Origin of the sequence: Clostridium massiliamazoniense, from assembly GCF_001403635.1 — a bacterium.
Lineage (GTDB): Bacteria > Bacillota > Clostridia > Clostridiales > Clostridiaceae > Sarcina > Sarcina massiliamazoniense.
In genome coordinates this window covers 1,254,017-1,279,897 of the sequence record NZ_LN879468.1, presented here as the reverse complement: position 1 = coordinate 1,279,897, position 25,881 = coordinate 1,254,017, and the positions used below count along the sequence as shown (strand labels likewise).

General features: G+C 30.1%; 20 protein-coding genes. 17 read left to right on the top strand and 3 right to left on the bottom strand.

Annotated features, from left to right (window positions below):
* Positions 1–177: 177 nt before the first annotated feature.
* The 4 genes from ARA19_RS12895 (at position 178) to ARA19_RS12880 (ending at position 5,912) form a co-directional block, all read left to right on the top strand.
* Positions 178–1,251 carry an NAD(P)H-dependent flavin oxidoreductase gene (locus ARA19_RS12895; RefSeq protein ID WP_055071377.1) on the top strand — a complete coding sequence of 358 codons (1,074 nt, stop codon included), beginning with the start codon at positions 178–180 and terminating at the stop codon, positions 1,249–1,251.
* A 209-nt stretch (positions 1,252–1,460) separates the two neighbouring features.
* Positions 1,461–2,636 (top strand): enoyl-ACP reductase FabV, encoded by a 1,176-nt coding sequence (fabV, locus tag ARA19_RS12890; RefSeq protein WP_055071376.1) that lies wholly within the window; start codon positions 1,461–1,463, stop codon positions 2,634–2,636.
* 185 nt (positions 2,637–2,821) lie between these two features.
* Positions 2,822–4,195 (top strand): MATE family efflux transporter, encoded by a 1,374-nt coding sequence (locus tag ARA19_RS12885; protein WP_055071375.1) that lies wholly within the window; start codon positions 2,822–2,824, stop codon positions 4,193–4,195.
* Positions 4,196–4,463: 268 nt separating this feature from the next.
* A complete protein-coding gene (locus tag ARA19_RS12880) occupies positions 4,464–5,912 on the top strand; it encodes a DEAD/DEAH box helicase (protein WP_055071374.1) in 1,449 nt (482 codons plus the stop codon).
* A 48-nt stretch (positions 5,913–5,960) separates the two neighbouring features.
* On the opposite strand, the gene ARA19_RS12875 is transcribed toward ARA19_RS12880, so the two are convergent.
* Positions 5,961–6,326, bottom strand: a complete 366-nt coding sequence (locus ARA19_RS12875; RefSeq protein ID WP_084764500.1) for a winged helix-turn-helix transcriptional regulator — start codon at positions 6,324–6,326, stop codon at positions 5,961–5,963.
* A gap of 220 nt (positions 6,327–6,546) precedes the next feature.
* Between ARA19_RS12875 and ARA19_RS12870 the strand changes: the two genes are divergently transcribed.
* Complete coding sequence (locus ARA19_RS12870) at positions 6,547–7,308, top strand: SDR family oxidoreductase (RefSeq protein WP_055071373.1); 762 nt, start codon at positions 6,547–6,549, stop codon at positions 7,306–7,308.
* A gap of 80 nt (positions 7,309–7,388) precedes the next feature.
* Here the strand turns inward: ARA19_RS12870 and ytaF are convergent, their stop codons facing one another.
* Together ytaF and uvsE are read right to left on the bottom strand one after the other, a co-directional pair.
* The gene (gene ytaF, locus ARA19_RS12865) at positions 7,389–8,006 is read right to left on the bottom strand and encodes a sporulation membrane protein YtaF (protein ID WP_055071372.1); all 618 of its coding nucleotides are present in this window, start codon (positions 8,004–8,006) and stop codon (positions 7,389–7,391) included.
* Positions 8,007–8,109: 103 nt separating this feature from the next.
* Positions 8,110–9,351, bottom strand: coding sequence for a UV DNA damage repair endonuclease UvsE (gene uvsE, locus ARA19_RS12860; protein ID WP_055071371.1), 1,242 nt, complete (start codon positions 9,349–9,351; stop codon positions 8,110–8,112).
* A gap of 440 nt (positions 9,352–9,791) precedes the next feature.
* Here uvsE and ilvN point away from each other — a divergent pair, with 440 nt between their 5' ends.
* The 12 genes from ilvN (at position 9,792) to ARA19_RS12800 (ending at position 25,876) form a co-directional block, all read left to right on the top strand.
* Positions 9,792–10,313, top strand: a complete 522-nt coding sequence (gene ilvN / locus ARA19_RS12855; RefSeq protein WP_055071370.1) for an acetolactate synthase small subunit — start codon at positions 9,792–9,794, stop codon at positions 10,311–10,313.
* Between the two features lie 18 nt (positions 10,314–10,331).
* Positions 10,332–11,924, top strand: a complete 1,593-nt coding sequence (cimA, locus tag ARA19_RS12850; protein WP_055071369.1) for a citramalate synthase — start codon at positions 10,332–10,334, stop codon at positions 11,922–11,924.
* 21 nt (positions 11,925–11,945) lie between these two features.
* Positions 11,946–13,205 carry a 3-isopropylmalate dehydratase large subunit gene (gene leuC / locus ARA19_RS12845; RefSeq protein ID WP_055071368.1) on the top strand — a complete coding sequence of 420 codons (1,260 nt, stop codon included), beginning with the start codon at positions 11,946–11,948 and terminating at the stop codon, positions 13,203–13,205.
* Positions 13,206–13,221: 16 nt separating this feature from the next.
* Complete coding sequence (leuD, locus tag ARA19_RS12840) at positions 13,222–13,722, top strand: 3-isopropylmalate dehydratase small subunit (RefSeq protein ID WP_055071367.1); 501 nt, start codon at positions 13,222–13,224, stop codon at positions 13,720–13,722.
* A gap of 51 nt (positions 13,723–13,773) precedes the next feature.
* A complete protein-coding gene (gene leuB, locus ARA19_RS12835; RefSeq protein ID WP_055071366.1) occupies positions 13,774–14,856 on the top strand; it encodes a 3-isopropylmalate dehydrogenase in 1,083 nt (360 codons plus the stop codon).
* 5 nt (positions 14,857–14,861) lie between these two features.
* Positions 14,862–16,520 carry a dihydroxy-acid dehydratase gene (gene ilvD / locus ARA19_RS12830; RefSeq protein ID WP_055071365.1) on the top strand — a complete coding sequence of 553 codons (1,659 nt, stop codon included), beginning with the start codon at positions 14,862–14,864 and terminating at the stop codon, positions 16,518–16,520.
* A gap of 15 nt (positions 16,521–16,535) precedes the next feature.
* The gene (gene ilvB / locus ARA19_RS12825) at positions 16,536–18,206 is read left to right on the top strand and encodes a biosynthetic-type acetolactate synthase large subunit (protein WP_055071364.1); all 1,671 of its coding nucleotides are present in this window, start codon (positions 16,536–16,538) and stop codon (positions 18,204–18,206) included.
* 16 nt (positions 18,207–18,222) lie between these two features.
* Positions 18,223–19,731 carry a 2-isopropylmalate synthase gene (locus ARA19_RS12820; protein ID WP_055071363.1) on the top strand — a complete coding sequence of 503 codons (1,509 nt, stop codon included), beginning with the start codon at positions 18,223–18,225 and terminating at the stop codon, positions 19,729–19,731.
* 102 nt (positions 19,732–19,833) lie between these two features.
* Complete coding sequence (gene ilvC, locus ARA19_RS12815) at positions 19,834–20,838, top strand: ketol-acid reductoisomerase (RefSeq protein WP_055071362.1); 1,005 nt, start codon at positions 19,834–19,836, stop codon at positions 20,836–20,838.
* A gap of 427 nt (positions 20,839–21,265) precedes the next feature.
* A complete protein-coding gene (locus ARA19_RS12810) occupies positions 21,266–22,681 on the top strand; it encodes a glycosyltransferase family 2 protein (protein WP_055071361.1) in 1,416 nt (471 codons plus the stop codon).
* Positions 22,682–22,796: 115 nt separating this feature from the next.
* Positions 22,797–23,837: a tRNA 2-selenouridine(34) synthase MnmH gene (mnmH, locus tag ARA19_RS12805; protein WP_055071360.1), complete on the top strand. Its 1,041-nt coding sequence runs from the start codon at positions 22,797–22,799 to the stop codon at positions 23,835–23,837.
* An 86-nt stretch (positions 23,838–23,923) separates the two neighbouring features.
* Entirely contained in the window at positions 23,924–25,876 is a 1,953-nt protein-coding gene (locus ARA19_RS12800; protein WP_055071359.1) for a DNA gyrase/topoisomerase IV subunit B, read from the top strand.
* Positions 25,877–25,881: the final 5 nt, after the last annotated feature.

The window sequence follows — 25,881 nt, the reverse complement described above, 5'->3', positions numbered from 1 at the left end:
TTGAGTATGCTGGCAATAATTTTAGATAATTATTTTAAAATTTAAAGCTTTATTAAATAAAAGGTTGTTAAGTTTTGAAAAGCGTATTATAATTATAATAAAATATTTTGATTGACAAAGTATTTGGTGATAAAGTTTTATGGTCAAATGCTTTTGAATAGGAAAGGAAGTACATTTATGAAGATAGAACCGTTAAGAATTGGGGACTTAGTTGCAAGATTACCAATAATTCAAGGGGGCATGGGTGTTGGAGTATCCTTATCAGGATTAGCATCAGCAGTAGCAAGAGCTGGCGGAATAGGCCTTATATCAACAGCCTTTCCAGGGTATGACGAACCAGATTTCAGAACTAACTTATTAGAATCAAATATAAGAGCCTTAAAGAAACACATAAAAAAAGCAAGAGAAAATGCAAATGGTGGAGTAATAGGTATAAATGCAATGGTTGCAATTAGTAATTACGAAGACTACGTTAAGGCTGCTGTTGAAGAAGGTATAGATTTAGTTGTTTCAGGAGCAGGACTTCCAAGAAACCTTCCTGAATTAGTAGAAGGAAGCAATACTAAAATAGCTCCAATCATATCATCAGCTAAAGGAGTTAGAGTAATATTAAAACTTTGGGATAGAAACTACAATAAAACTGCTGATTTAGTAGTTGTTGAAGGACCAAAGGCTGGTGGTCACTTAGGTTTTAAAAAAGATGAAGTATTTAGTTCCTTTGAAACTTTTGATGATGAAATTCCAAAAATACTTGAAGAAATTAAAATATACGAAGAGAAATACAACAAAAAGATACCACTAGTTGTTGCAGGTGGAGTATTCACTGGTGAGGATATAGCAAAGTATTTAAAAATGGGAGCGAGTGGAGTTCAAATGGCAACTAGATTTGTTGCAACAGAAGAGTGTGATGCTCACGAAAACTTCAAGAAAGCTTACTTAAAAACTAATGGAGATGATATAACATTAGTTAAGAGTCCAGTAGGAATGCCTGGAAGAGCTTTAAGAAATGACTTTGTTAAAAGAACAGAAGAAGGTAATGTTAAGGTAGATAAATGTTATAGATGTATACTACCATGTAATCCAGCAACAACTCCTTATTGTATAAGTGATGCTTTAATAAGAGCTGTTGAAGGAGATGTTGAAACAGGTCTTGTATTCTGTGGTGCTAATGCTGGAAGAGTAGAAAAAATAGTACCAGTTAAAGAACTTATGGATGAATTAGAACAAGAATTATTATCAATACCAGAATAAGTTTAGCTAGAGAGATTGTAGATAGAAAAAGAATTAATTCAGAGATCCTTACACTTGGTCTCTGAATTTTTGACTAAGAGGAGTAAGTTTGTTAATTAAACACCAGTTATTAGATAAAATAATTAAAAGATATTACAATAAAATAGAAAATATGATATATTAATAAATATAGTTTGATTATCAAAGTATTTTTGGAAGGAGAGGAAATAATGATAATAAAACCTAAATTTAGGGGATTTATATGTACAACAGCACATCCCCAAGGTTGTAAAGAAAATGTTAGAAAGCAAGTAAATTATGTTGAAGATAAAGGTACAATTAACGATGTAAAAAATGTTTTAGTTTTAGGATCATCAACAGGATATGGATTAGCATCATCTATAGTTTCAGGAGTAGCTTGTAATGCGAAGGTTATAGGTGTAAGTTATGAGAAAGAACCTACTGAAAAAAGAACAGCTTCACCTGGATGGTATAATACAGAAGCTTTAGGACAATTTTTCAATGAAAAAGGATTAGAATATATAAAAGTTAATGGAGATGCTTTTTCAAATGAAGTTAAAGAAGAAGTTATTAATTTAATAAAAGAACATATGGGAAAAGTTGATTTAATAATATATTCTTTAGCAGCACCAAAAAGAAAAGACCCAAATACAGGTGAATTATATAGTTCATGTTTAAAAACTATAGGTGAACCATTTACTTGTAAGACTGTTGATTTCCACACTGGAGAAATTATGGATGTAACAATGCCGGTAGCCACAGAAGAGGAAATTGAAGGAACAAGAAAAGTTATGGGTGGAGAAGACTGGATAATGTGGATGGAAGCTTTAAGTAAAGCAGGAGTTTTAAATGAAAATGCTAAAACTATAGCCTATAGTTACATAGGTCCAAGAGTAACTGACCCAATTTACAGAGAAGGAACTATTGGTGGAGCTAAAAAGGATTTAGAGAAATCAGTTGCAAAAATAGATGAAATATTAGCTTCAGTAAATGGAAAATCATATATTTCAATAAATAAGGCTTTAGTAACTCAAGCAAGTGCAGCTATTCCTATAGTACCTCTTTATTCAGCGTTATTATATAAATTAATGAAAGAACAAGGAACTCATGAAGGTTGTATAGAGCAGATTTACAGATTGTTCGAAGAAGTTTATGGAGATAGAGAATTAAACTTAGATGAAGAAGGTAGAATAAGAATGGATGACTGGGAAATGGCAGAGCCACTTCAAAGTACAGTTAAAGAAATTTGGCCTGGTATAGAAACATCTAATGTATATGAATTAACAGACCTTGCAGAAATGAGAAATGAATTCTTTAGATTATTTGGCTTTAATGTTGAAGGAATAGATTATGAAGCTGATGTAGATATAACAACAGTAAAATAATTGTTAATACATTGTAAAATAATTACTATTTTATAGTAAATAATATAAAAATTTAATAATATATATGTTATAGTACATTGTTTTAAATTAATATAATAAATGTGTAGAAGCAACCACTTGAAACTCTTCAGGTGGTTGTATTTCTGTCTTCACGCAATTTAATTTCAGTTAATAAGGGGGAAATTATGAAATTTTTATTTAAGGGGCTTTTTGATGATAGAAAATTTTATAAGACTTTATTTGTTTTAGCGTTGCCTATAATAATACAAAATTTACTTATGACATCATTAAATATGGCAGATACCATTATGACAGGAGCACTTGGAGATAAGGCTGTAGCAGCAGTTGGTATAGGAAATCAAGTTACTTTTTTAATTCAATTATTTATGATAGGAATTACTGCAGGATGTAGTATATTTGTAGCACAATTTTGGGGGAATAAAGATAAAGAAAATATAAAAAAAGTAGTAGGTATAGGTATAATAAGTTCTATAGTTGTATCAATTGTAGCTATGGCTATAATTATGTTATTTTCAAAGGATATAGGTAGAATATTTAGCCATGATAATGAGGTTATTTATTTAGCAGGAGCTTATTTAAAAATAGTTATGCCTACTTATTTCACAACAGCAATAACTTTGGGATTAGCTTATTCTTTAAGAAGCATGGAAGATGCGAAAAGCCCAATGATAATAAGTGCTATAGCAGTTGCTACTAATATAGTTTTCAATTATATATTTATATTTGGGAAATTTGGAATTGTAGCAATGGGAGTACAAGGAGCAGCCTTAGCTACATTAATTGCAAGAGTAATAGAGTGTTTGTTATTAATTATAATTGCAAGTAAAAATGAAGTTCTTAGAGGAAAAATAAAGCATTATTTAGAATTTGATAAAGCTTTTGTAAAAGAAGTATATAAATCAGTGGTACCAGTACTTTTAAATGAAGCTTGTTGGGGTGTAGGGAACTTTTTATATTCAGTTGCTTATGGACAAATTGGAACAGAGGCAATGGCATCAGTTCAGATTTGTACAAATGTTCAAAATATATTTATGGTTTTAAGTATGAGTATGGCAAGTGCATCATTGGTTATAATAGGAAATAAAATAGGGGCTGGAGAAGAAGAGAAGGCAAGGAAATATGGCGATAAAATAACAGTACTTTCACTAATAATAGGGGTTATTAGTGGTGTAATTATGATTTTAAGTGCACCAGCCATATTAAGTTTATTTAATGTATCAGTGCTTGTTAAATCTAATTCCATTAGTATACTAAGGATATATGCATTTTTAGCTCCTATAAGAATGATTAATTTAGTATTGATAGTTGGAGCCTTTAGAGGAGGTGGAGATGCAGCTTATGCATTAAAGGTAGAAGGTTTATCAATGTGGTTAATAGGGGTTCCACTGGCATTTATAGGGTCAATATTTTTAGGACTTACTGTTTCACAGGTAATGATTCTTGTATCCATAGAAGAAATAGTTAAGTTTTTGGCTTCTGTTTTAAGGTTACGAAGTGGAAAGTGGATTAAAAACGTAATTGCAACAATTGAAAATTAGGAAAAATAATCTATGAAGTTAGTCTTTAAATAAATATATTTTTTTATTTGATAAATTAGTGTCTGTAATATTCTATCTTTTATAAGCTAAGGATAAACAGGCACTATAATTTTGAACCAAAGTCTTTATTCATATTAATGAAATGGTTTTTAGGGTATAATTAAATGTACTTAATTATATTTAGTAAGTTTTTAGCTTAAAAAATATAATAAAATCAAGGAACAATATTTCATTTTATGAAGTGAAATATGAAGGGAGAAAATAATTTATGGCAAAGGATTTTAATGATTTAGGGCTAGATAATAAGATTATTAAGGCTTTAAATAATTTAGGATATAAGAAACCTTCTAAAATACAAGAAAGTATTATACCAGAGTTACTAAAAGGTAATGATGTTATAGGGAAGGCTAAGACTGGGTCAGGAAAGACAGCTGCTTTTGGAATTCCTCTTTGTGAACTTTCAGTAATTGAGGAAAGTTCAGTGCAAGGTCTTGTCATTGTTCCAACTAGAGAACTAGCTATTCAAGTGAAAGAGGAATTATCTAATATAGGAAGACTTAAAAAGATTAGAGTGGCAGCTATATTTGGAAAACAACCTTATAATGAACAAATAAGAGAACTTAAGCAAAGGGTACATATTGTTGTTGGAACTCCAGGAAGAGTTCTTGATCATTTAGAAAAGGGAACTTTAAAAGTTCAAAGTTTAAAGTATTTAGTTATAGATGAATGTGATAAGATGCTTAACATGGGATTTATAGACCAAATAGAAGATATATTAAGTAAATTACCTAAAAATAAGATTAATGCATTATTTTCAGCAACTATACCAGAGCAAATTGAAAAAATATGTAATAAGTATATGAATAATCCTAAAACTATTACTATAGAATCTCGCAATGATGAAAAGTTAGGTAAAATAGATGATAGTTTTTTAGAAGTTATACCAAAAGCTAAGGAAACTCTTTTATGGAAAACAATTTTTGCTTATAATCCTGAAGGAGCTATAGTTTTTTGTAATACAAAAAATAAGGTTAAGGAAGTAGCAAAGAGTTTAAAAAGAGAAGGTATAATGGTTGATGAAATCCATGGAGATTTAGATCAAAAAAGTCGTTTAGCTGTAATGGAAAGTCTTAAAAATAAAGAGTTTAAGGTTCTAGTAGCTACTGATTTAGCAGCAAGAGGGATACACATTGACCATATTGATTTAGTAATAAATTATGAAGTGCCAATGGAGCAAGATGCTTATGTTCATAGAATAGGAAGAACAGGAAGAGCAGGGAAAAGTGGAATAGCTATAACTTTCTGTTCTGAGTATGAAGAAAAGTTCTTTACTGCTATAGAAGAGTATATAGGACATAAAATAAAAAAAGGTAAAGAAGTGAGCAATGAGGTAGTAAAGGAAGGTAGAATTTTATTTAAAGAAAGCCAAAAGAAATTAAAGGAAAATAAAAATAAAACTAGAAATAAAGTAGTTCATGAAGATATAGTAAAAATACACATAAATGGTGGAAAGAAAAAGAAAATAAGAGCTCTTGATATTGTCGGTGCATTTAGTAATTTAAAAGGTCTAACAGGAGAAGATATAGGAATAATAGATGTTCAAGATGGATTTTCTTATGTTGATATTTTAAATGGAAAAGGAAATAAAATTCTTAGGGAATTTAAAGAAGTAACTATAAAAGGAAAGAAAATAAAGATAAGTAAAGCTAGAGCTTAATATAAATTGCTATACTAAAATCTATAGATTTTTAGTATAGCAATTGTTTTATTCAGATTTATCTGAACTTTTATGAGTTCTATGATTTTCACCCCAGTCGTAAAGTACATCAAAAATAGGTTCAAGGGTAGAACCATATTGAGTAAGTGAGTATTCTACTCTAGGTGGACTTTCTGGGTAAACAGTTCTAGATATTAAAGAATCTTTTTCTAATTCTTTTAGTTGCTGAGTTAACACTTTTTGTGAAATATCAGGGATTAATCGTTTTAATTCGTTAAATCTCCTAGACTTTATGGTAATATGCCATAAAATTAAGACTTTCCATTTTCCACCGATAACATTAACTGTTTCTGCAACATTTAAATAACAATTGTCATATAATTCGACATTTTCATTAGTTATTTCACAATCCATAAATACACCTTTTTTCTTTTGTTTAATAAGTTAATTTTACAGCAGTTTATTTTGTTAGACAATATTTTTAAAATTATTTTTTTATGTAAATGTGATAATAACTTAAAAGTAACCTAAAGGTTACTATATGATAATAAAGTACCTACTTTTTTAAAAATAATTTGAGAGTATAATAATTTTTAGGAAATATTATAAAACAAATGAAGAAGAGAGGTATATTATGAATTACAGAATAGAGAATTTAAAAGATAAAGTTGTTGTTGTAGCAGGTGGAGCTAAAAACCTTGGAGGATTAATATCAAGAAACTTTGGACAAAAGGGTGCAAAGGTAGCAGTTCATTATAATAGCGCAGCAACAAAAGAAAGTGCTGATGAAACAGTTCAATTTATAAAAGATAATGGCGGAGATGCTTTTTCAATTCAATTAGATTTAACAAAGGTTTCAAATGTAAAACTTTTATTTGAAGAAACTGAAAAAAAATTTGGAAAAGTTGATGTTGCAGTAAATACAGTTGGAAAAATAGTGAAAAAAGATATAGATTCAATAACAGAAGAAGAGTACGATGATTTATTTGATGTTAATACAAAGGTTGGATTCTTCTTTATACAAGAAGCAGCAAGACATATGAATGAGGGTGGAAAAATAATAAACATATTAACTTCATTACTTGCAGCCTTTACAGGATATTATTCACTATATGCAGGGGCAAAAGCACCTATTGAGCATTTCACACGTGCAGCAGCAAAGGAATATGCAAGTAAAGGTATTTCTATAAACAACGTAGCACCAGGTCCTATGGATACACCATTCTTCTATGAACAAGAAACAAAGGAATCTGTAGAATACCTTAAGAGTGCAAGCTTCAATGGAGAATTAACTAAAATCGAAGATATAGCACCAATAGTAGAATTCTTAGCTACAGATGGTTGGTATATAAATGGTCAAACAATATTAGCAAATGGTGGTTTCACTACTAGATAAGAAAAAATAGTATAATTATATTTAAAATAAAAGAAGTATCTCTAAAGAGGAATAAAATCAACTTTGAGATACTTTTTTTATTACAATAAATTTAAAATAGAAATAAAAATTATTATAAGAGAAGATATAAGGGAACCTTTTTCTCCTATAAATCGACCTAATATTTTTTTAGATAAGATGGAACCAAGAGGAATTAACACTAATGAAAATATGAAAGTGAATAATACTGTTAGTTCTAAATTTAAGCCTGATGCACTAGCTGCAATGCCTAAAGCAAGGTTATTCAAAGAAAGGGCTATAGCTAATATTACCGATTCTTTTATATCAATTGATCCAGATTTATCTACATCAGCTAGTTCAGGATATTTTAATATATCTGAAGCAGTTTTATTTTCTTTTTTACTTATTTCGTGACATGATGGCTTTTTTTTGGTTTTAAGGTAATCTATAAAAAAGTAAATACCAATTAAAAGTAAAGCTAGGGAGCCTATAATATTTGCTATGTTTATAGTTAGAATATTAAGAAGTGCTTTACCAAAGAACATAGCTATAAATGTTCCTAATGCTGAAATAATAGCAATAACTAAATTACTAAAGAAACCTATTTTTATGTTTTTACAGCCATAGGCAACTGAAATGGTAAAATTATCTATACTAGCAGATAGTACAAATAATATAATTGGAAATAAGGATAACATTAGTTGCCTCCATTAATTCTTTCTATATAGTCAATATATTATAGAAAGAACTAATATGTTACATATGTATTTTTTATAAGACATATGTATGTAGTAATTTGTATTAAGGTTGTGAAAAATAGTAATTTTCTATTAAAGAAGAAATATTATTTCTAATAACCACTTTTTTAAGATAAGCTTTAGCTGATGTAAAATCTCTATTATCTATAAGTTTTTTAAAGTATTTTTTCTCTGATTCTTTCATAAATTCTTCTGCAACTTTATAGGCTTTGTTAAGAGAGTTTTTTAAGTAAATTGGATTAATTTCCTTTTCTAATTCTAAGTCAATGGCTTTATAAAGTTCAATTATGCTAGGTCCATTAGCTAGATTAGAGCATAAATTATAGGATTCATCTCCACGTTCAAGAAGTAGTAACTCATAATTTTCCCACTCTTTTCTTATTTTCTCAGGATTAATTACTCCTAAATTAATTTCGGAAATTATATTAGTGCATTTTATAGCAGAAATATCTTTATCTTTGACCTCAAGCATAATATCAATATCAAAATTCTTAGCTACATTATAATACTCAAGAAATTCTATAGTGTTAATAGTCCTAGAATGAGAACCTTTCTTCTTAGATTTATCTTGTTGGCTATAATGAACTTTAGGTTTTCCATCCTTTGGACACCAAGTTCGACAAACTGTATCTAAAATATAGTTTAGATCATAATTATTATCACCATAACATTTATTATGGAGATTATCGAAAACAACTGGACAATCTAAATAAGTAGCTATAGCGAGTACATCATCTAAGGAAAAGTTTTTCTCATCATTTTCTATAATTAATCTATTTTTTACTTGTTGACTAAGTTTAAAAAAGTTATTTTTAAAATTTTCTATAGAAAGTTCTTTATTTTCATAAATTCCTCCTACATGAATTACTATTTTATGACTATCATCTAATTTCATAGAATCTAAAAATTTGCAGTGATATTCTACATCCTTTAGAGAATTTTCAACTACATTTTTATTTGGAGAATTTAATACGGTAAATGCAGTTGTATGCATAGATACTCTTAAATCGTTGGTTTTTATTATTTCTCCAATATGTTCTAATTTATCTCTAAAGATTTCCCACCAGGGAATATCATTAATTTCATGGGTTGCTAAAGGGATTATATCAGAGCTGATTCTAAAAAATTTTATATTATTTTTTATATTATGAATAAGAATTTCTTCTAGAGCATTTAAATTTTCCGTACAAATTTCTAAAAATTTATCTGAAGAAAAATTTTTAAGTAATATTTTTCTATTAGTTGTGGCTTTATTAGTTAAAGAAATACATGCATAACCTATCATAAAAAACCTCCATATTTATTTTAATCATATAGTCATAGTTTGCTTATATTTTTAATTATTACAAAAGGTTTTAAAGAAATTTTTTAGGGTAATAATCCATTTTTAGGGAATAAAATTATCTGTGGATTTAATATACATAATTTAATATGAAAAGTATAATAAAATAATAAATACGTTGACAGTAAAATAAAATAAGAGTAAAATTTTAACAAATAGAGTTTAAGATATATTTTGGGGTAAAGTAAGCTTTTTAAGTATAGGTTAATCAGAAGAGATTACTTATGCTTTTTTCTTCTAAGTATGATTAAATTTGAAGTAATCATATAGAATCTTTTTAGAAGGAAATATAAACGTAGACTTAATTCAGGTGGAGTCTCGATTATTTTATTAAAAACTTACTATTAAGTTTGGGGTAATAATTTAATAAGGGGGTAATCAAAATGGAAAGACATGTATTATCAGTTTTAGTTAGTAATTCTTCTGGAGTTTTAAGTAGGGTTTCAGGATTATTTTCTAGAAGAGGGTTCAATATAGAAAGTTTAACTGTTGGAAAAACTCAGGATGAAAATATTTCTAGAATGACTATAACTTTAACAGGAAATGATGAAATTTTAGATCAGTTTATAAAACAATTAAACAAATTACAGGATGTTAAAAAGATTATTAATATAAATTCAGATAATTCTGTTTGTCGAGAGTTAGTGCTTATAAAGGTAAAAGCTTCTCAAGAGGAAAGAGGAGCTATAAATGAAATAGTAAATATTTTTAGATGTAAAATTGTAGATATAGCTAAAGAAGCTTTAACCATAGAACTTACAGGAGATGAAAGTAAGGTTACTGCTTTAATAAATTTAATGAAAGATTATGGAATAAAAGAAATTGTCAGAACAGGAATAGCAGCCATTGAAAGAGGTAGTAAAGAAATAAGCTCCTATGGAGATTACCTTGGTAAAGAATACTAAGGATTAGGAGGGGTTTTTATGAGAAAAATAAAAATTTTTGATTCAACTCTTAGAGATGGAGCTCAGGGGCAAGGAATAAGTTTTTCTGTAGAGGACAAGTTGAAAATATGTAAAGTCCTTGATGGAATAGGAGTTGATTATATAGAAGCTGGGAACCCTGGGTCAAATCCAAAAGATATGGAGTTTTTTAAGAGAGCTAATGAAGTAAAGTTAAAAAATTCAGAAATTGTTGCTTTTGGAAGTACTAGAAGAGCGGGAATTTTAGCGAAGGAAGATAAAAATCTAAATAGTTTAATTGAAGCAAATACAAAAACTGTGGTGATATTTGGGAAGGCTTGGTCTTATCAAGTTACAAATATTTTAAAAACTACATTAGAAGAAAACCTAGCCATGATTGATGATACCATAAGTTATTTAATTAATAAGGGAAAAGAAGTTATATTTGATGCCGAACATTTTTTTGACGGATATAAAAAAAATAGAGATTATGCAGTTGAAACTTTAAAAAGGGCAAAGGAAGCAGGAGCTAAAGCTGTGGTACTTTGTGATACTAATGGGGGAACTCTTGTAAATGAAATTTGTGAAATTGTAAGTGAAATAAGAAAAATTATAGATGGTGAACTGGGAATTCATTGTCATAATGATATTTCTATGGCGGTGGCTAATTCCATAGGGGCTGTTCAAAATGGTGTTGATCATGTCCAAGGAACTTTCTTAGGTATAGGGGAAAGATGTGGCAATGCAAATTTAAGTAGCATAATTGCAACTATACATTTGAAGTTAAATTTAAGTGCAATTAAAGAGAAAAACTTAGAAAATCTCACATCAGTAGCAAGATATATAGCTGAAATATCAAATATTACATTAAGAGATGAAGAATCTTATATTGGAAATTCAGCTTTTGCACATAAGGGTGGAATGCATATAGATGCCGTTGTAAAGGAACCAAGAGCTTATGAACATATAAATCCTAGTTTAGTAGGAAATAAGAGGAGATTTTTAATTTCAGAAGTTAGTGGAAAAAGTACAATTTTAAAGGAAATACAAAAGATATTTCCTAATATATCTAAGGATTCAGAGGATGTAAGAAAAATAACAGATAAATTAAAGGAATTAGAATATGAGGGTTATCAATTTGAAGGAGCAGAGGGAACTGTTGAAATTGTAATGAGAAAGATTATGGGGAAATATAAACCTTTCTTTGAATTAAATAATTTTAAGACTATAGGGGAACAACAGTCATTATTAGAGAAAGAGTATAGCTCAACAGCTTTTGTTAATATATCTGTGGAAGGAAAAAATCAAATAACAGCAGCAGAGGGAGATGGACCAGTAAATGCTCTTGATAAGGCTTTAAGAAAGGCCTTAGAAGTTTTTTATCCAAAGCTTGCAGATGTGAGACTTGTTGATTATAAGGTAAGAGTTTTAGATACAGAAAATGCTACTAATGCTAAGGTAAGGGTTTTAATAGAATCAACAGATGGATATGAAAATTGGAGTACAGTAGGGGTTTCAAGGGATATTATTCAAGCAAGTTGGATAGCTCTTGTAGACTCTATTGAATATAAATTAATAAAGGACATTGAAAGAAATGTAAAAATGTATTTTTAAAAAAGAGGGGGATGTTTAATTATGGGGATGACTATGACACAGAAAATTCTTGCAGCACATGCAGGATTAAAGAAAGTAAAGGCTGGACAATTAATAGAGGCTAATTTAGATATGGTGTTAGGAAATGATATAACTACACCAGTAGCTGTTAAGGAATTTGAGAAGTTGGGGCTTAAAAAAGTTTTTAATAGTGATAAGGTTGCAATAGTACCAGACCACTTTACACCTAATAAAGATATAAAATCAGCAGAGCAATGTAAATGCATAAGAGAATTTGCTAGAGATAAGGAAGTAAATAATTTCTTTGATATAGGAGAGATGGGAATAGAGCATGTAATATTACCTGAAAAAGGTTTAGTTGTAGCAGGTGATATTGTTATAGGAGCTGATTCTCATACATGTACTTATGGAGCTTTAGGTGCTTTTTCAACAGGTATAGGTTCTACAGATATGGCAGCAGGAATGGCTACAGGAAAATGTTGGTTCAAGGTACCTTCAGCTATAAAATTTGTTTTAAAGAATAAACCAAGTAAGTGGGTAAGTGGTAAAGACTTAATACTTCATATTATAGGAACCATAGGAGTAGATGGAGCATTATATAAATCTATGGAATTTACAGGAGAGGGAGTAAAGCACTTATCAATGGATTCAAGATTTACAGTAAGTAATATGGCCATTGAAGCAGGAGCTAAAAATGGAATATTTCCTGTGGATGAGTTAACTATAGAATATTTAAAGGAACATGGAAAAAGGGAATGGAAGGTTTTTGAGGCTGATGAAGATGCTGTATATGATAAAGTTTATGAAATAGATTTAAGTACATTAAAACCAACAGTTGCATTTCCACACTTACCTGAAAACACAAGAACTATAGATAATGTAGGAAATGTTGAGATAAATCAAGTTGTTATAGGTTCTTGTACTAATGGAAGAATAGAAGACTTAAGAATGGCAGCTGAAATTTTTAAGGGGAGAAAAGTTAAGAAGCAAGTTAGAACTATAATTATTCCGGGATCACAAAAAATTTATTTACAAGCTATGGAAGAAGGTTTATTAAGAACTTTTATAGAGTCAGGAGCTATAGTTTCAACACCTACTTGTGGGCCATGTTTAGGAGGGCATATGGGTATACTTGCAAAGGGAGAGAGATGTGTTTCCACTACTAATAGAAACTTTGTAGGAAGAATGGGGCATGTTGAATCAGAGGTATATTTAGCTAATCCAGTAGTTGCGGCTGCTTCAGCTATATTAGGAAAAATATCATCACCAGATGAATTATAAAAAGGGGGATATATTAATGGAGGTTTGTGGAAAAGTTTTTAAATATGGAGATAATGTTGATACAGATGTAATAATTCCTGCAAGATATTTAAATACATCAAATCCAAAGGAGCTTGCTGCTCATTGTATGGAAGATATAGATAAGGAATTTGTAAAGAAGGTTAGTGATGGAGATATAATGGTAGCTAACAAAAATTTTGGTTGTGGTTCTTCAAGGGAGCATGCACCAATAGCTATAAAGGAAAGTGGAGTAAGTTGTGTAATAGCCAAAACCTTTGCAAGAATTTTTTATAGAAATGCAATAAATATAGGGCTCCCTATACTAGAGTGTGAAAAAGCTGTTGATGGAATTGAAGCTGGAGATAAAGTTTCTATAGATTTTTCAACAGGAATAATTAAAAACTTAACTAAGGGCGAAGAGTATGAAGGTGAACCTTTTCCTGAATTTATGCAAAACATTATAAATAGTAATGGACTTATAAATAAATTGAGAGTTAATTCAGATAGAACTATTTAAAGAGTTTAATTATATAAGTGAAGTTTTAAAATAAAAATTGGGGGAATTATTATGGATTTTAAAATTGGGGTTATTAGTGGTGATGGAATAGGACCAGAGGTTGTTTCTGAAACTATTAATATTTTAGATGAAATAGGAGAAAAGTATAATCATAATTTTGAATATACTGAAATATTAGCTGGTGGTTGTGCTATTGATGTAACAGGTAATCCATTACCTGAAGAAAGTTTAGAGGCTTGTAAAGCTATGGATGCAGTGATTTTAGGTGCTGTTGGTGGACCTAAGTGGGACAATCCAACTGCAAAGGTTAGACCTGAACAAGCACTTTTAGGACTTAGAGGTGGCTTAAATCTTTATTGTAATTTGAGACCAGCTTTATTATATGAACCTCTTAAGGATGCATCTCCATTGAAGGCTGAACTTGTTGGTGATGGTATAGATATTTATGTTGTTAGAGAATTAACTGGAGGAATTTACTTTGGAGAAAGAGGTAAGTCTGGAGAAGGAGAAGATGAGGCTGCCTTTGATACTGAAAAATATTCTGTTTCTGAAATAAGGAGAATTACTAAAATTGCATTTGATACTGCAATGAAAAGAAATAAGAAAGTAACAAGTGTTGATAAGGCTAATATATTAGAAAGTTCTAGATTATGGAGAAGAGTTATTGAGGAGGTTCATGAGGACTATCCAGAAGTTGAATTAAATCACTTATATGTTGATAATGCAGCTATGCAACTTGTTAGAGATCCAAGACAATTTGATGTAATTGTAACTAGTAATATGTTTGGTGATATTTTATCTGATGAAGCATCTATGATAACAGGTTCTATAGGAATGTTGCCATCAGCAAGTTTAGGGGAAGGAACCTTTGGAATATATGAACCTATTCATGGTAGTGCTCCTGATATAGCGGGACAAGGTATTGCTAATCCTTTAGCTACAATTTTATCAGCAGCTATGATGCTTAGATATAGTTTATCTTTGGAAGAAGAAGCGAAGGATATTGAAAATGCTGTTATAAGAGTTTTAGAAAAGGGATATAGAACTGGGGATATCATAAATGAAGGGAAAATTTTAGTAGGAACTAGAGAAATGGGCTCTTTAGTAGTTAGAGAGTTAATGAGGGAGGAGTGATTATTTTGAGAAGTGATCTTGTTAAGAAGGGGGCTAGTAAAGCACCACATAGATCTTTGTTTAAGGCAGCAGGTCTAACAGAAGAGGAAATAGAAAGACCTTTAATTGGTGTGGTTACAGCTCAAAATGATATTATTCCTGGACATGTAAATTTAGATAAAATTGTTGAAGGGGTTAAAAAGGGAATTTTAATGGCTGGAGGAACACCTTTAGCCTATCCTGTTATAGGAGTTTGTGATGGAATCGCCATGGGACATGAGGGGATGAAATTTTCCCTTGCAAGTAGAGAAATTATAGCAGATTCCATTGAGTGTATGACTAAGGCTCATGGTTTAGATGGATTAGTTTTAATACCTAATTGCGATAAAATTGTTCCGGGCACTTTAATGGGGGCATTAAGAGTTAATATACCAACTATAGTTATTTCTGGTGGTCCAATGCTTGCAGGAAATTTAAATAATAAGAAATGCAGTTTAACTACTATTTTTGAAGGAGTAGGAGCTTATGAGGCTGGAAAAATAACCTTAAGGGAATTAGATGAAATGGAAAATAAGGTTTGCCCAACTTGTGGTTCTTGTTCAGGGATGTTTACTGCAAATTCGATGAATTGTTTATGTGAAAGTTTAGGTATTGCATTGCCTGGAAATGGTACTATACCAGCTGTTTATTCAGAAAGAATTAGACTTGCCAAAAAGGCTGGAATGGCTATTATGGATTTAGTAAAAAAAGATATAAAGCCTAGAGATATAATAAATGAAAAGAGCATAAGAAATGCATTAACAGTAGATATGGCTCTTGGATGTTCAAGTAATAGTGTTCTTCATTTAACAGCTATAGCCAATGAAGCTAAAGTTGGATTAAATTTAGATATAATAAATGAAATAAGTTCAAAGGTTCCTAATTTGTGCAAGCTTTCTCCAGCTGGAAGCAATCATATTGAAGATTTATATGAAGCTGGTGGAGTTGCTGCAGTTATGAATGAGCTTAGTAAAAAGAATTTATTAAGTTTGGATACAATTACAGTGACAGGGAAAACCCAAGGAGAAAATATAGAGGGAAAACTTGTTTTAAACAATGATGTAATTAGATCAATAGAAAATCCTTATGGTGAAACAGGTGGTATAGCCATATTAAAAGGTAATTTAGCACTTAATGGAGCTGTAGTTAAGAGGTCAGCAGTATTACCAGAGATGCTTGTTCATAAAGGTCCAGCTAGAGTTTTTGATTCTGAGGAAGAATCTATTAAAGCTATAACATCTGGAAAGATTAAAAAAGGTGATGTAGTTGTAATAAGATATGAAGGACCAAAGGGCGGACCTGGAATGAGAGAAATGCTTTCTCCAACTTCTGCTATTGCAGGAATGGGACTTGATAGGGATGTTGCATTAATAACAGATGGAAGATTTTCAGGAGCTACGAGGGGAGCATCTATAGGGCATATTGCACCAGAAGCAGCAGAAGGTGGACTTATAGCTTTGGTAAAAGAAGGAGATATTATATCTATAAATATACCTGAGGGAGAATTAACATTAGAGGTTTCTCCTGAGGAAATTAATAAAAGAAGAGAAGGATTAAAGGATTTTGTGCCTAAGGTTAAAGAAGGGTACTTGTATAGATATAGTAAACTTGTATCCTCAGCTAGTGAAGGAGCAATATTAAAGTAAGGGGGGGATTTAGTTATGTTATTAAATGGTTCTGAAATTTTAATTCAATGCTTATTAGAACAAGGAGTAGATACTATTTTTGGTTATCCAGGTGGTTCTGTCCTCAATATATATGATGCTTTATATAAATATAAGGATAAGATAAATCATATTTTAACTTGTCATGAGCAAGGGGCAGCTCATGGAGCAGATGGATATGCAAGGTCAACTGGAAAGGTTGGGGTTTGTCTTGCAACATCAGGACCAGGGGCTACAAATTTAGTAACGGGAATAGCAACTGCATATATGGATTCAATCCCAATAGTGGCTATTACAGGGAATGTTCCTAAAGGCTTACTTGGGAAGGATAGTTTCCAAGAAGTTGATATAGCAGGAATAACAATGCCCATAACAAAGCATAACTATATTGTTAAAAATATAGAAGAGTTAGCAGAGGTAATTAGAGAAGCTTTTGTTATAGCTAAATCAGGGAGACCGGGACCAGTTTTAATAGATATACCAAAAGATATAACAGCCCAAAGAACTATATATGAATATAAATCTCCTAAAGCTATAGAAAGGAGTACATCATATATAAATGATAAAACTTTAGGGGAAGTGGCAAAGCTTATTAATCAAAGTGAAAGACCATTTATATACGCTGGAGGTGGAGTTATTAGTTCAGAAGCTTCAGAGGAATTAAGGAAGTTTGCTAAAAAAATAAATGCACCAGTAGCTACTTCACTTATGGGACTTGGGGCTTATGATGAATATGATGAGTTATTTACAGGAATGATTGGAATGCATGGAACAAAAGCTTCTAATTTAATGATTACCAAAAGTGATTTAATAATATGTATTGGAGCAAGGTTTAGTGATAGGGTTATTGGAAGTAAAAATCATATAAGGAATGCAGAAATTATTCATATAGATGTAGATCCAGCAGAAATTAATAAAAATATAAAGGTTGAAAAGTATATAGTTGGTGATATTAAAGAGGTACTGACTAAGCTTTTACCACTTGTAGATATTTCAGAAAAAAAAGAGTGGATTAAAATGCTTAATATATTTAAAGAAGATAATGAAAAGAAATATTATGATAATGAGAATACACCAGAGAAACTTTTTGATTCATTAAATAATTTATTAGATGATGAAGCTATTGTTGTTACAGATGTAGGACAACATCAAATGTGGACAGCTTTAAACTATAAGTTCAAAAAGCCAAGAAAATTTATTACCTCTGGTGGCTTAGGAACTATGGGATTTGGACTTGGTGCTGCAATGGGGGCACAAATTGGTAATAAGGATAAAAAGGTTGTTTTAATTACAGGGGATGGGAGCTTCGCAATGAATTGCAATGAGATTCCTACTTTAGTTAAAAATAATTTGCCTATTACTATAATTTTAATAAATAATAATGCTTTAGGAATGGTTAGACAGTGGCAGACTTTATTTTATGAAAAGAGATATTCTGAAACAACTTTAGATAGAAAAACAGATTTTGTTAAGTTAGCTGAAAGCTTCGGGGCTAAAGGAGTTAGAGTTTTAGAAGATAGTGAAATGGAAGAGGTTTTAAAGGATGCCATAGAATATAATGGGCCAGTTATAATTGATTATGTTATAAACGAAGATAAAAAGGTATTTCCAATGGTAGCACCGGGGGAACCTATATCAAATATTATTTTAGAAGAAGATTTAAATTAATAAGGGGGAAAAATTAATGAATAAAAAAATAAAAATTTTTGATACCACCTTAAGAGATGGGGAGCAAACACCTGGAGTTAATTTAAATCTGAAAGAGAAATTAATAATAGCAAAAAAACTTGAAGAATTAGGGGTTGATGTAATAGAAGCTGGATTTCCTATGGCATCAGAAGGTGATTTTAATAGTGTAAGAGAAATTGCTAGAAAGGTTAAGAACTCTTATGTTGCAGCTTTATGTAGGGCAACTAAAAGTGATATAGATAGAGCTTATGAAGCTGTAAAAGATGCAGCAAAACCTAGACTTCATATATTTATAGCTACTTCTAAAATTCATATGAAGTATAAATTAAATATGCGTGAAGAGGAAGTTTTAAAAAAGGCTGAAGAGGCAGTAGCTTATGGAAAAACTTTTTGTGAGGATATAGAATTTTCTGCTGAAGATGCCTATAGAAGTGATAAGGAGTTTTTAGTTAAAGTATTTGAAAGAGTAATAAGGGCAGGAGCCACTGTTATAAATATTCCAGATACAGTGGGCTATGCATTACCAAATAATTATTATGATTTTATAAAATATATAGTAGAAAATACTAAGGGCATAGAAAATGTAGATGTTTCAGTACATTGTCATAATGATCTAGGGATGGCTGTAGCAAATTCTTTAAGTGGAATAATGGCAGGGGCAACTCAGGTGGAATGTGCTATTAATGGACTTGGTGAAAGAGCTGGAAATGCAGCCTTAGAAGAGATTGTAATGGTCATTGAAACAAGAAAAAAAGACTTAAAGATGAGTACTAATATAGATACTACTAAATTTACTAAAATATCTAATTTAGTTTCAGCTATAACAGGTGTAAGGGTTCAGCCTAATAAGGCTATTATTGGAGAAAATGCTTTTTCCCATGAGTCAGGAATTCATCAAGATGGTGTTTTAAAGGAAAAGAGTACTTATGAAATAATAACTCCTGAATCTGTAGGGAAAATAAATAATAAGAATATTGTTTTAGGTAAGCATTCAGGAAGACATGCATTTCAAAGTTATTTACAAGGTAATGGAATAGATTTATCTGGTGATGAGCTAGATGAAGCTTTTAAAAAGTTTAAAAGGTTAACTGATATGAAAAAAACTATAACTGAAAAAGATATAGATGCAATAGTGAATGATAATATAAGTTCGGTAGATGAATATTATAAGTTAATTTCTTATCAAGTATATAGTGGAAATAAGATGATTTGTACAAGTACTGTGGAAATAAAAAAAGGTGATGAAATAATAATGGAAAGTGCTGTAGGGGAAGGTTCAGTAGCATCAGCCTTTACAGCAGTTGAAAGAGCGATTGATAAAAAAATAAATCTTAAAGATTATTCTATAAGATCAGTAACAGATGGAGAAGATGCTTTAGGAGAGGTTACAGTTAAAATAGAAGAAGGAAATAAAATTTTTACTGGTAGTGCTTTATCTGGAGATATTATGGAAGCAAGTTTAAATGCATTAATTAAAGCTATTAATAAAGCAAAACTTAATTAGATAATAAATTAAAAATGAATTTAATAAAATGGCAAATGGTGTTGTGGTGTGGATTGGGAATTTAATAGTAAGCAAAAATATAATTTGTAGGGGGTTTTTGAGATGGTTAATATGTATTATGAAAAAGATACTAATTTAGATTTATTAAGGGGGAAAAAAGTTGCAGTTATTGGTTATGGAAGCCAAGGACATGCACATAGTTTAAATTTACATGAGAGTGGTATTGATGTAACTATTGGATTATATGAGGGCAGTAAGTCATGGAAAAAAGCTGAAGATGCTGGTTTGAGGGTTGAAACAGTAAGTGAGGCAGTTAAAAATAATGATATAGTTATGATTTTAATTCCAGATGAGAAACAAAGGGAGGTTTATAAAGAAGAAATAGCACCATATTTAACAGAAGGTAAAGCTTTAGCTTTTGCACATGGTTTTAATATTCACTACAATCAAATAGTACCACCTGCAAATGTAGATGTATTTATGGTTGCACCAAAAGGACCAGGTCACATGGTTAGAAGAACTTATACAGAGGGTTCAGGAGTTCCATGTTTAATTGCAATATATCAAGATTATACAGGTAAGGCAAAAGATTTAGCTTTAGCTTATACAAACGGTATTGGTGGAGCAAGAGCTGGAGTTTTAGAAACTACATTTAAAGATGAAACAGAAACAGATTTATTTGGAGAACAAGCTGTTTTATGTGGTGGTGTGACAGCATTAATTAAAGCGGGATTTGAAACTTTAGTTGAAGGAGGATATGCTCCAGAAAATGCTTATTTTGAATGTATGCATGAAATGAAATTAATTGTTGATTTAATGTATCAAGGTGGAATGAGTTTAATGAGATATTCTATAAGTGATACTGCTGAATATGGAGACTATATGATTGGAAATAGAATAGTTACTGAAGATACTAAAAAAGAAATGAAAAAAGTACTTTCAGAAATCCAAGATGGAACTTTTGCAAAGAATTGGCTTGTTGAAAATATGGTGGGAAGACCAAACTTCAATGCAATGAGAAGAATGGAAAGTACTCATGAAATAGAAAAAGTTGGAGTACAATTAAGAGAAATGATGACTTGGATAAATAAAGATATAAATAAATAATATTTTAGGGAAGTTTATAAATATATAAAGAAATAGTTTATTGGAAATGATTTCTAAATATTTCCAATAAACTATTGTAATTTGGAAAAGTGTAATATAAAATAGTTATATTAAGAATTTTAAAATTATCTTAACAATAAAATTTATTGTTTTTATAAATAATATTTTATATTACATTTTTTTAGTTAAATATATTAAAAATAAAAAAAAGATTATTCTTAGTTTAGGTAATTTTAACAAAGAATTTATATGAGTTGTATATTTGTAAATAAAAGAAGGCTAATAAAAAAAAATCATTAAAAAAATATAAAGAGTTTGAATTTTACCTTAATAAATAATATAATATTTATTAGCAATGAATTAAGAATTTTTAAATTGAAGTAAATTAATATTTAGTAGTTAATTTAAAGCTTAGGAGTGACAAGAAATGGCGATATTCTTTTTAACCATTACTATTCTGTTTCTTTTAATCATGCTTTCTATTACTTTATACCATTTTTTCATTGGAATTATTGGAGCAAGGGCAATTAAGAAAGATATAGGAAAAGAAAAAATAGAACATAAACCTAAGAATAGCTTTGCACTTATAGTTTCGGCGCATAATGAAGAAGTAGTAATAGGCAACTTGGTAGATAGCTTCAATCAAATAGATTATCCCAAAGCCCTTTATGATGTGTATGTGATTGCTGATAATTGTACAGATTCAACAGCAAAAGTTGCTAGAAGACATGGGGCAAATGTTTACGAGAGATTTAACAAAGATAAAAGAGGAAAAGGTTATGCTCTTGAGTGGATGTTTGATAAGCTGTTCAAAATGAAGAAAAAATATGATGCTATAGCAATATTTGATGCAGATAATTTAGTTCATAAGGACTTTTTAACAAAAATAAACAATAAAATGTGTGAAGGCTATGAAGTTGTTCAATGTTTTATTGATACTAAAAATGCAAAGGATTCATGGGTAACAGAATCATGTGAAGCATCTCTTGCTAGTACTGCTAGAAGATTACAGTATGGACGAGATAGATTAGGATTATCAGCTCAATTAGGAGGAACTGGATTTGCTTTAAGTACGGAAATTTTAAAGAAGTTAGGTTGGGGAGCAACTTGCTTGACAGAAGATTTAGAATTTTCTTGTAAATTAGTTCTTAACAATAAAAAAATAGGTGTTGCAGATGACGCTTTAATATACGATGAGAAACCTTTAGAATTTAATGATTCTTGGAAGCAAAGAAAAAGATGGATGCAAGGTTTTGCTGATGTAGCAAGCAGATATGCTATTCCATTATTTAAAAAAGCTATAAAAGAAAGAAGTATGGTTGCTTTTGACTGTGCAATGTATGTAATACAACCATTCATAACAGCTATATTTGGTTTATCATTACCTTTTGTTATATTTATATTTATGATTATAAATTCATCAAGAGAATTCATCAATAACTACATATTCTTTGATGGATTGTGGGCATTTATATGTATTGCAGAAGTTGGTTTTGTTGGCTTCATGTTAATAAAAGATAAGACAAACATCAAACGTGGAACAGGAGCCTTAGTATTATTTTTAATAATAGCATTTTTACAGCCATTTTTCGTTGTAAATTTATCTATATTAGGTCAAACAGCATTATTAACAATGTTTAATTTAATATATGGAGCAATTTATTTTGGATTAGCTGTACAAATATTAGGTACTGAAACAAAATCAGAGGTAATAAGAGCTTTAGGATCTATGGTATATGTTGTAAGTTGGATACCTATAACTATAATAGGAATAGCTAATAAGGATAATAAAGAGTGGTCACATACAAAACATGTTAGACAACTTGGAATATATGAAATGTAAAGACACCAATAATGGTGTCTTTAATTTTTTCTAGAAAACTAGTTGTTATCAGCTATTTGACAACTAAGATTAAAAAAATTATACTAAAATTTAGTGATAATAAGGTGGTGTATATATGTTTGGAATCATTGAGTATTCAGAGATATACGGAAATGAAGAGGAGTATATTTTTGTTGACGTCAGAAGTGAAAGTGAATTTTTGGAGGATGCAATAGAAGGTTCAGTTAATATACCCATTCTTCAAGATAAAGAAAGGGAAATAGTTGGAACTACTTATGTTAGAGAAAGCGTTGAAAAGGCTAAAATGCAAGGTATTGAATTTGTTTCAGCTAGACTTCCATTAATTTTTAAAGAATTTCAAAAGTTAATAAAGGCAAATGAAAATAAGAAAATTGTTATATATTGTGCTAGAGGTGGCATGAGAAGTGGAAGTATACATTCTCTTTTAAATAGTATAGGAATACATGTTTTAAAATTGAAGGGTGGATATAAAAGTTATAGAGCTTTTATGGTTCAAAAACTGGAAGAATATTGCAATAAAGTGAAATTTATAGTACTATATGGTAATACTGGAATAGGAAAAACAGAAATATTATATAGATTAAAAGAAAAAGGTTATAACATACTAGATATTGAAAAGGCTGCAAATCACAGAGGTTCAATACTTGGTGGTGTTGGTTTAGGAGATTGTCATTCTCAGAAAAAATTTGAGACTATGGTTTATAATCAGCTAAGAACTAGGAAAAATAACATAGTGTTCACAGAAGGTGAAAGTAGAAGACTCTATAAAATATTAATAACACAATGTTTATGGGATTCATTACATAGAGGTAAAAAGATTTATCTTACAGCTGATTTAGAAACAAGAGCTGAAAGATTAGTTAAAGAATATACTGCTTTTGATACAGCAAAGGATGAGATAAATCAAGCAATAAATGTGTTAGGAAAACATATTAGCGAAGAAAAAGCTAATTATTACATGGAATTAGTGAAAAAGGGAGACTATAAGAAAGTAGCCATGGAACTTATGGAAAAGTATTATGACCCTATGTATGTTTTTGGAACTAAGAAAAATGAATTTTTAGATAACTTTCATATAGAGTCCATAGAGGATGCTGTGAATAGACTTATAGAAATATATAATGATTTAAAATAGAGTTTTGAACTTTATGGAGGGAGGTGACTGTTGCAGTAATAATATAAAATGTGAAAAATTTTATATAATTCTGGCAACGGAATTTAATGTCTAATGAAATAAACAAGAATTATGATGTGAATTCTCTTACGTCTTTAGAAAAGTTAGAACCGGTAAGAGTAAGACCAGGTATGTATATAGGTTCAACAGGAACTAAAGGGTTGCATCATTGTATATGGGAAATTTTAGATAATGCTATAGATGAAATATCTAATGGTTATGGTACATATGCAGAGGTTATTTTAAATAAAGATAAAAGTGTAACTATAGTTGATGATGGTAGAGGAATACCAACAGGAATGCATCCAACAAAGAATAAATCAGGTGTAGAGATGGTATTTACTGAATTACATACTGGAGGAAAATTTAATAATAGTAACTACAAAACTTCTGGAGGACTTCATGGAGTAGGTGCTGCTGTAGTTAATGCCTTATCAAAGTGGTTAGAAGTTGAAGTAAAAAGAGATGGGAAATTACATAGACAAAGATTTGAATATGCTTATGATAAAGAATTAGATAAGGTAATGCCAGGAACTGCAATTACACCTTTAGAAGTTGTAGGAAAGGTTAACAAAAATGAAACTGGAACAAGAGTTACTTTTTTACCAGATAAAGAAGTATTCTCAACAAGTGATTTTAAGTTTGATGTAATAGATGAAAGACTTCAAGAATTAGCTTTTCAAAATAAGGGCATGAGGCTTAAATTAATTGATAATAGAAAAGAAGAATCTGTAGAAAAGGAATATTATTCAGAAAGAGGATTACTTGATTTTATAGCATATTTAAATGAAAGTAAAACACCTCTTCATCAAGATCCTGTTTCTTTCGAAGGAGAAAGAACTGTAAATAATATTCAAATGTATGGAGAGGTTTGTCTTCAATTTACAGATTCAACTACTGAAAATATAGCAAGTTATGTTAATAATATACCTACTACTGAAGCAGGTACTCATGAAACAGGTTTTAAAACTGGAATGACTAGAGCTTTCAAAGAAGGAGCTAAAAAGCTTAATCTTATTAAAGAAAAAGATAAGGAATTTGAAGGTGACGATATAAGAGAAGGCATGACTGCTATTGTAAGAATCAAAATAACCAACCCTGTTTTTGAAGGACAAACAAAAACAAAGCTTGGAAATAATGAAGCTTACACTATGATGAATGACTTAGCTTATACTAAATTTTCAGAGTGGATAGAAGATAATAAGGTAGTAGCAACTATGATTATAAATAATGCTATAGATGCTGCTGCAAGAAGAGAGAAAATAAAAAAAATAAATGAAGCAGAGAAAAAGAAAATAGGAAAAGGAACTGCTCCTTTAGCTGGGAAAGTTGCAGTTTGTACTTTAAAAGACAATACTGTAAATGAATTTATCGTAGTTGAGGGAGACTCAGCTGGTGGTTCTGCTAAACAAGCTAGGGATAGAAGATTCCAAACAATAATGCCTTCAAAGGGTAAAATAATGAATACTGAAAAGCAAAAGTTAGAAAATGTTTTAGCTTCAGAGGAGCTTAAAATATTTAATACAGCAGTAGGTACAGGAACTTTAGATAACTATAAGGAAGCGGACTTAAAGTATGACAAAATAATAATAATGAGTGATGCTGATGTAGATGGATATCACATTAGAACTTTGTGGATGACTTACATCTATAGATATATGAGACCTTTAATAGCTAATGGTCATTTATATTTAGCGCAACCTCCTTTATATAAAGTTTATAAAACAGGAAAAAATGAAAAAACAATTTATGCATATAGTGATGAGGAACTAGAAAAGGCTAAAAAGAAAGTTGGAAAAGGAGCATTAATTCAAAGATTTAAAGGTCTTGGGGAAATGAATCCAGATCAACTTTGGGAAACAACTTTAAATCCAGAAACTAGAACTTTAGTACAAGTTACCATAGAAGATGCTGCAAAGGCTGAGAAGATGGTTTCGTTACTTATGGGTGATGTTGTTGAGCCTAGAAAAAAATATATGTATAAATATGGTGAATTCTAAAGGAG

Bases quoted from the DNA above. Each gene is read 5' to 3' on its own strand.
- leuC (WP_055071368.1), top strand. From the start codon at position 11,946: ATGGGGATGACTATGACACAGAAAATTCTTGCAGCACATGCAGGATTA.
- cimA (WP_055071369.1), top strand. From the start codon at position 10,332: ATGAGAAAAATAAAAATTTTTGATTCAACTCTTAGAGATGGAGCTCAG.
- ilvB (WP_055071364.1), top strand. From the start codon at position 16,536: ATGTTATTAAATGGTTCTGAAATTTTAATTCAATGCTTATTAGAACAA.
- ARA19_RS12880 (WP_055071374.1), top strand. From the start codon at position 4,464: ATGGCAAAGGATTTTAATGATTTAGGGCTAGATAATAAGATTATTAAG.
- ARA19_RS12800 (WP_055071359.1), top strand. From the start codon at position 23,924: ATGTCTAATGAAATAAACAAGAATTATGATGTGAATTCTCTTACGTCT.
- leuD (WP_055071367.1), top strand. From the start codon at position 13,222: ATGGAGGTTTGTGGAAAAGTTTTTAAATATGGAGATAATGTTGATACA.
- ARA19_RS12810 (WP_055071361.1), top strand. From the start codon at position 21,266: ATGGCGATATTCTTTTTAACCATTACTATTCTGTTTCTTTTAATCATG.
- ytaF (WP_055071372.1), bottom strand. From the start codon at position 8,006: ATGTTATCCTTATTTCCAATTATATTATTTGTACTATCTGCTAGTATA.
- ARA19_RS12875 (WP_084764500.1), bottom strand. From the start codon at position 6,326: ATGGATTGTGAAATAACTAATGAAAATGTCGAATTATATGACAATTGT.
- fabV (WP_055071376.1), top strand. From the start codon at position 1,461: ATGATAATAAAACCTAAATTTAGGGGATTTATATGTACAACAGCACAT.
- ARA19_RS12870 (WP_055071373.1), top strand. From the start codon at position 6,547: ATGAATTACAGAATAGAGAATTTAAAAGATAAAGTTGTTGTTGTAGCA.
- ilvC (WP_055071362.1), top strand. From the start codon at position 19,834: ATGGTTAATATGTATTATGAAAAAGATACTAATTTAGATTTATTAAGG.
- ARA19_RS12885 (WP_055071375.1), top strand. From the start codon at position 2,822: ATGAAATTTTTATTTAAGGGGCTTTTTGATGATAGAAAATTTTATAAG.
- uvsE (WP_055071371.1), bottom strand. From the start codon at position 9,351: ATGATAGGTTATGCATGTATTTCTTTAACTAATAAAGCCACAACTAAT.
- ARA19_RS12820 (WP_055071363.1), top strand. From the start codon at position 18,223: ATGAATAAAAAAATAAAAATTTTTGATACCACCTTAAGAGATGGGGAG.
- mnmH (WP_055071360.1), top strand. From the start codon at position 22,797: ATGTTTGGAATCATTGAGTATTCAGAGATATACGGAAATGAAGAGGAG.
- ilvN (WP_055071370.1), top strand. From the start codon at position 9,792: ATGGAAAGACATGTATTATCAGTTTTAGTTAGTAATTCTTCTGGAGTT.
- ARA19_RS12895 (WP_055071377.1), top strand. From the start codon at position 178: ATGAAGATAGAACCGTTAAGAATTGGGGACTTAGTTGCAAGATTACCA.
- leuB (WP_055071366.1), top strand. From the start codon at position 13,774: ATGGATTTTAAAATTGGGGTTATTAGTGGTGATGGAATAGGACCAGAG.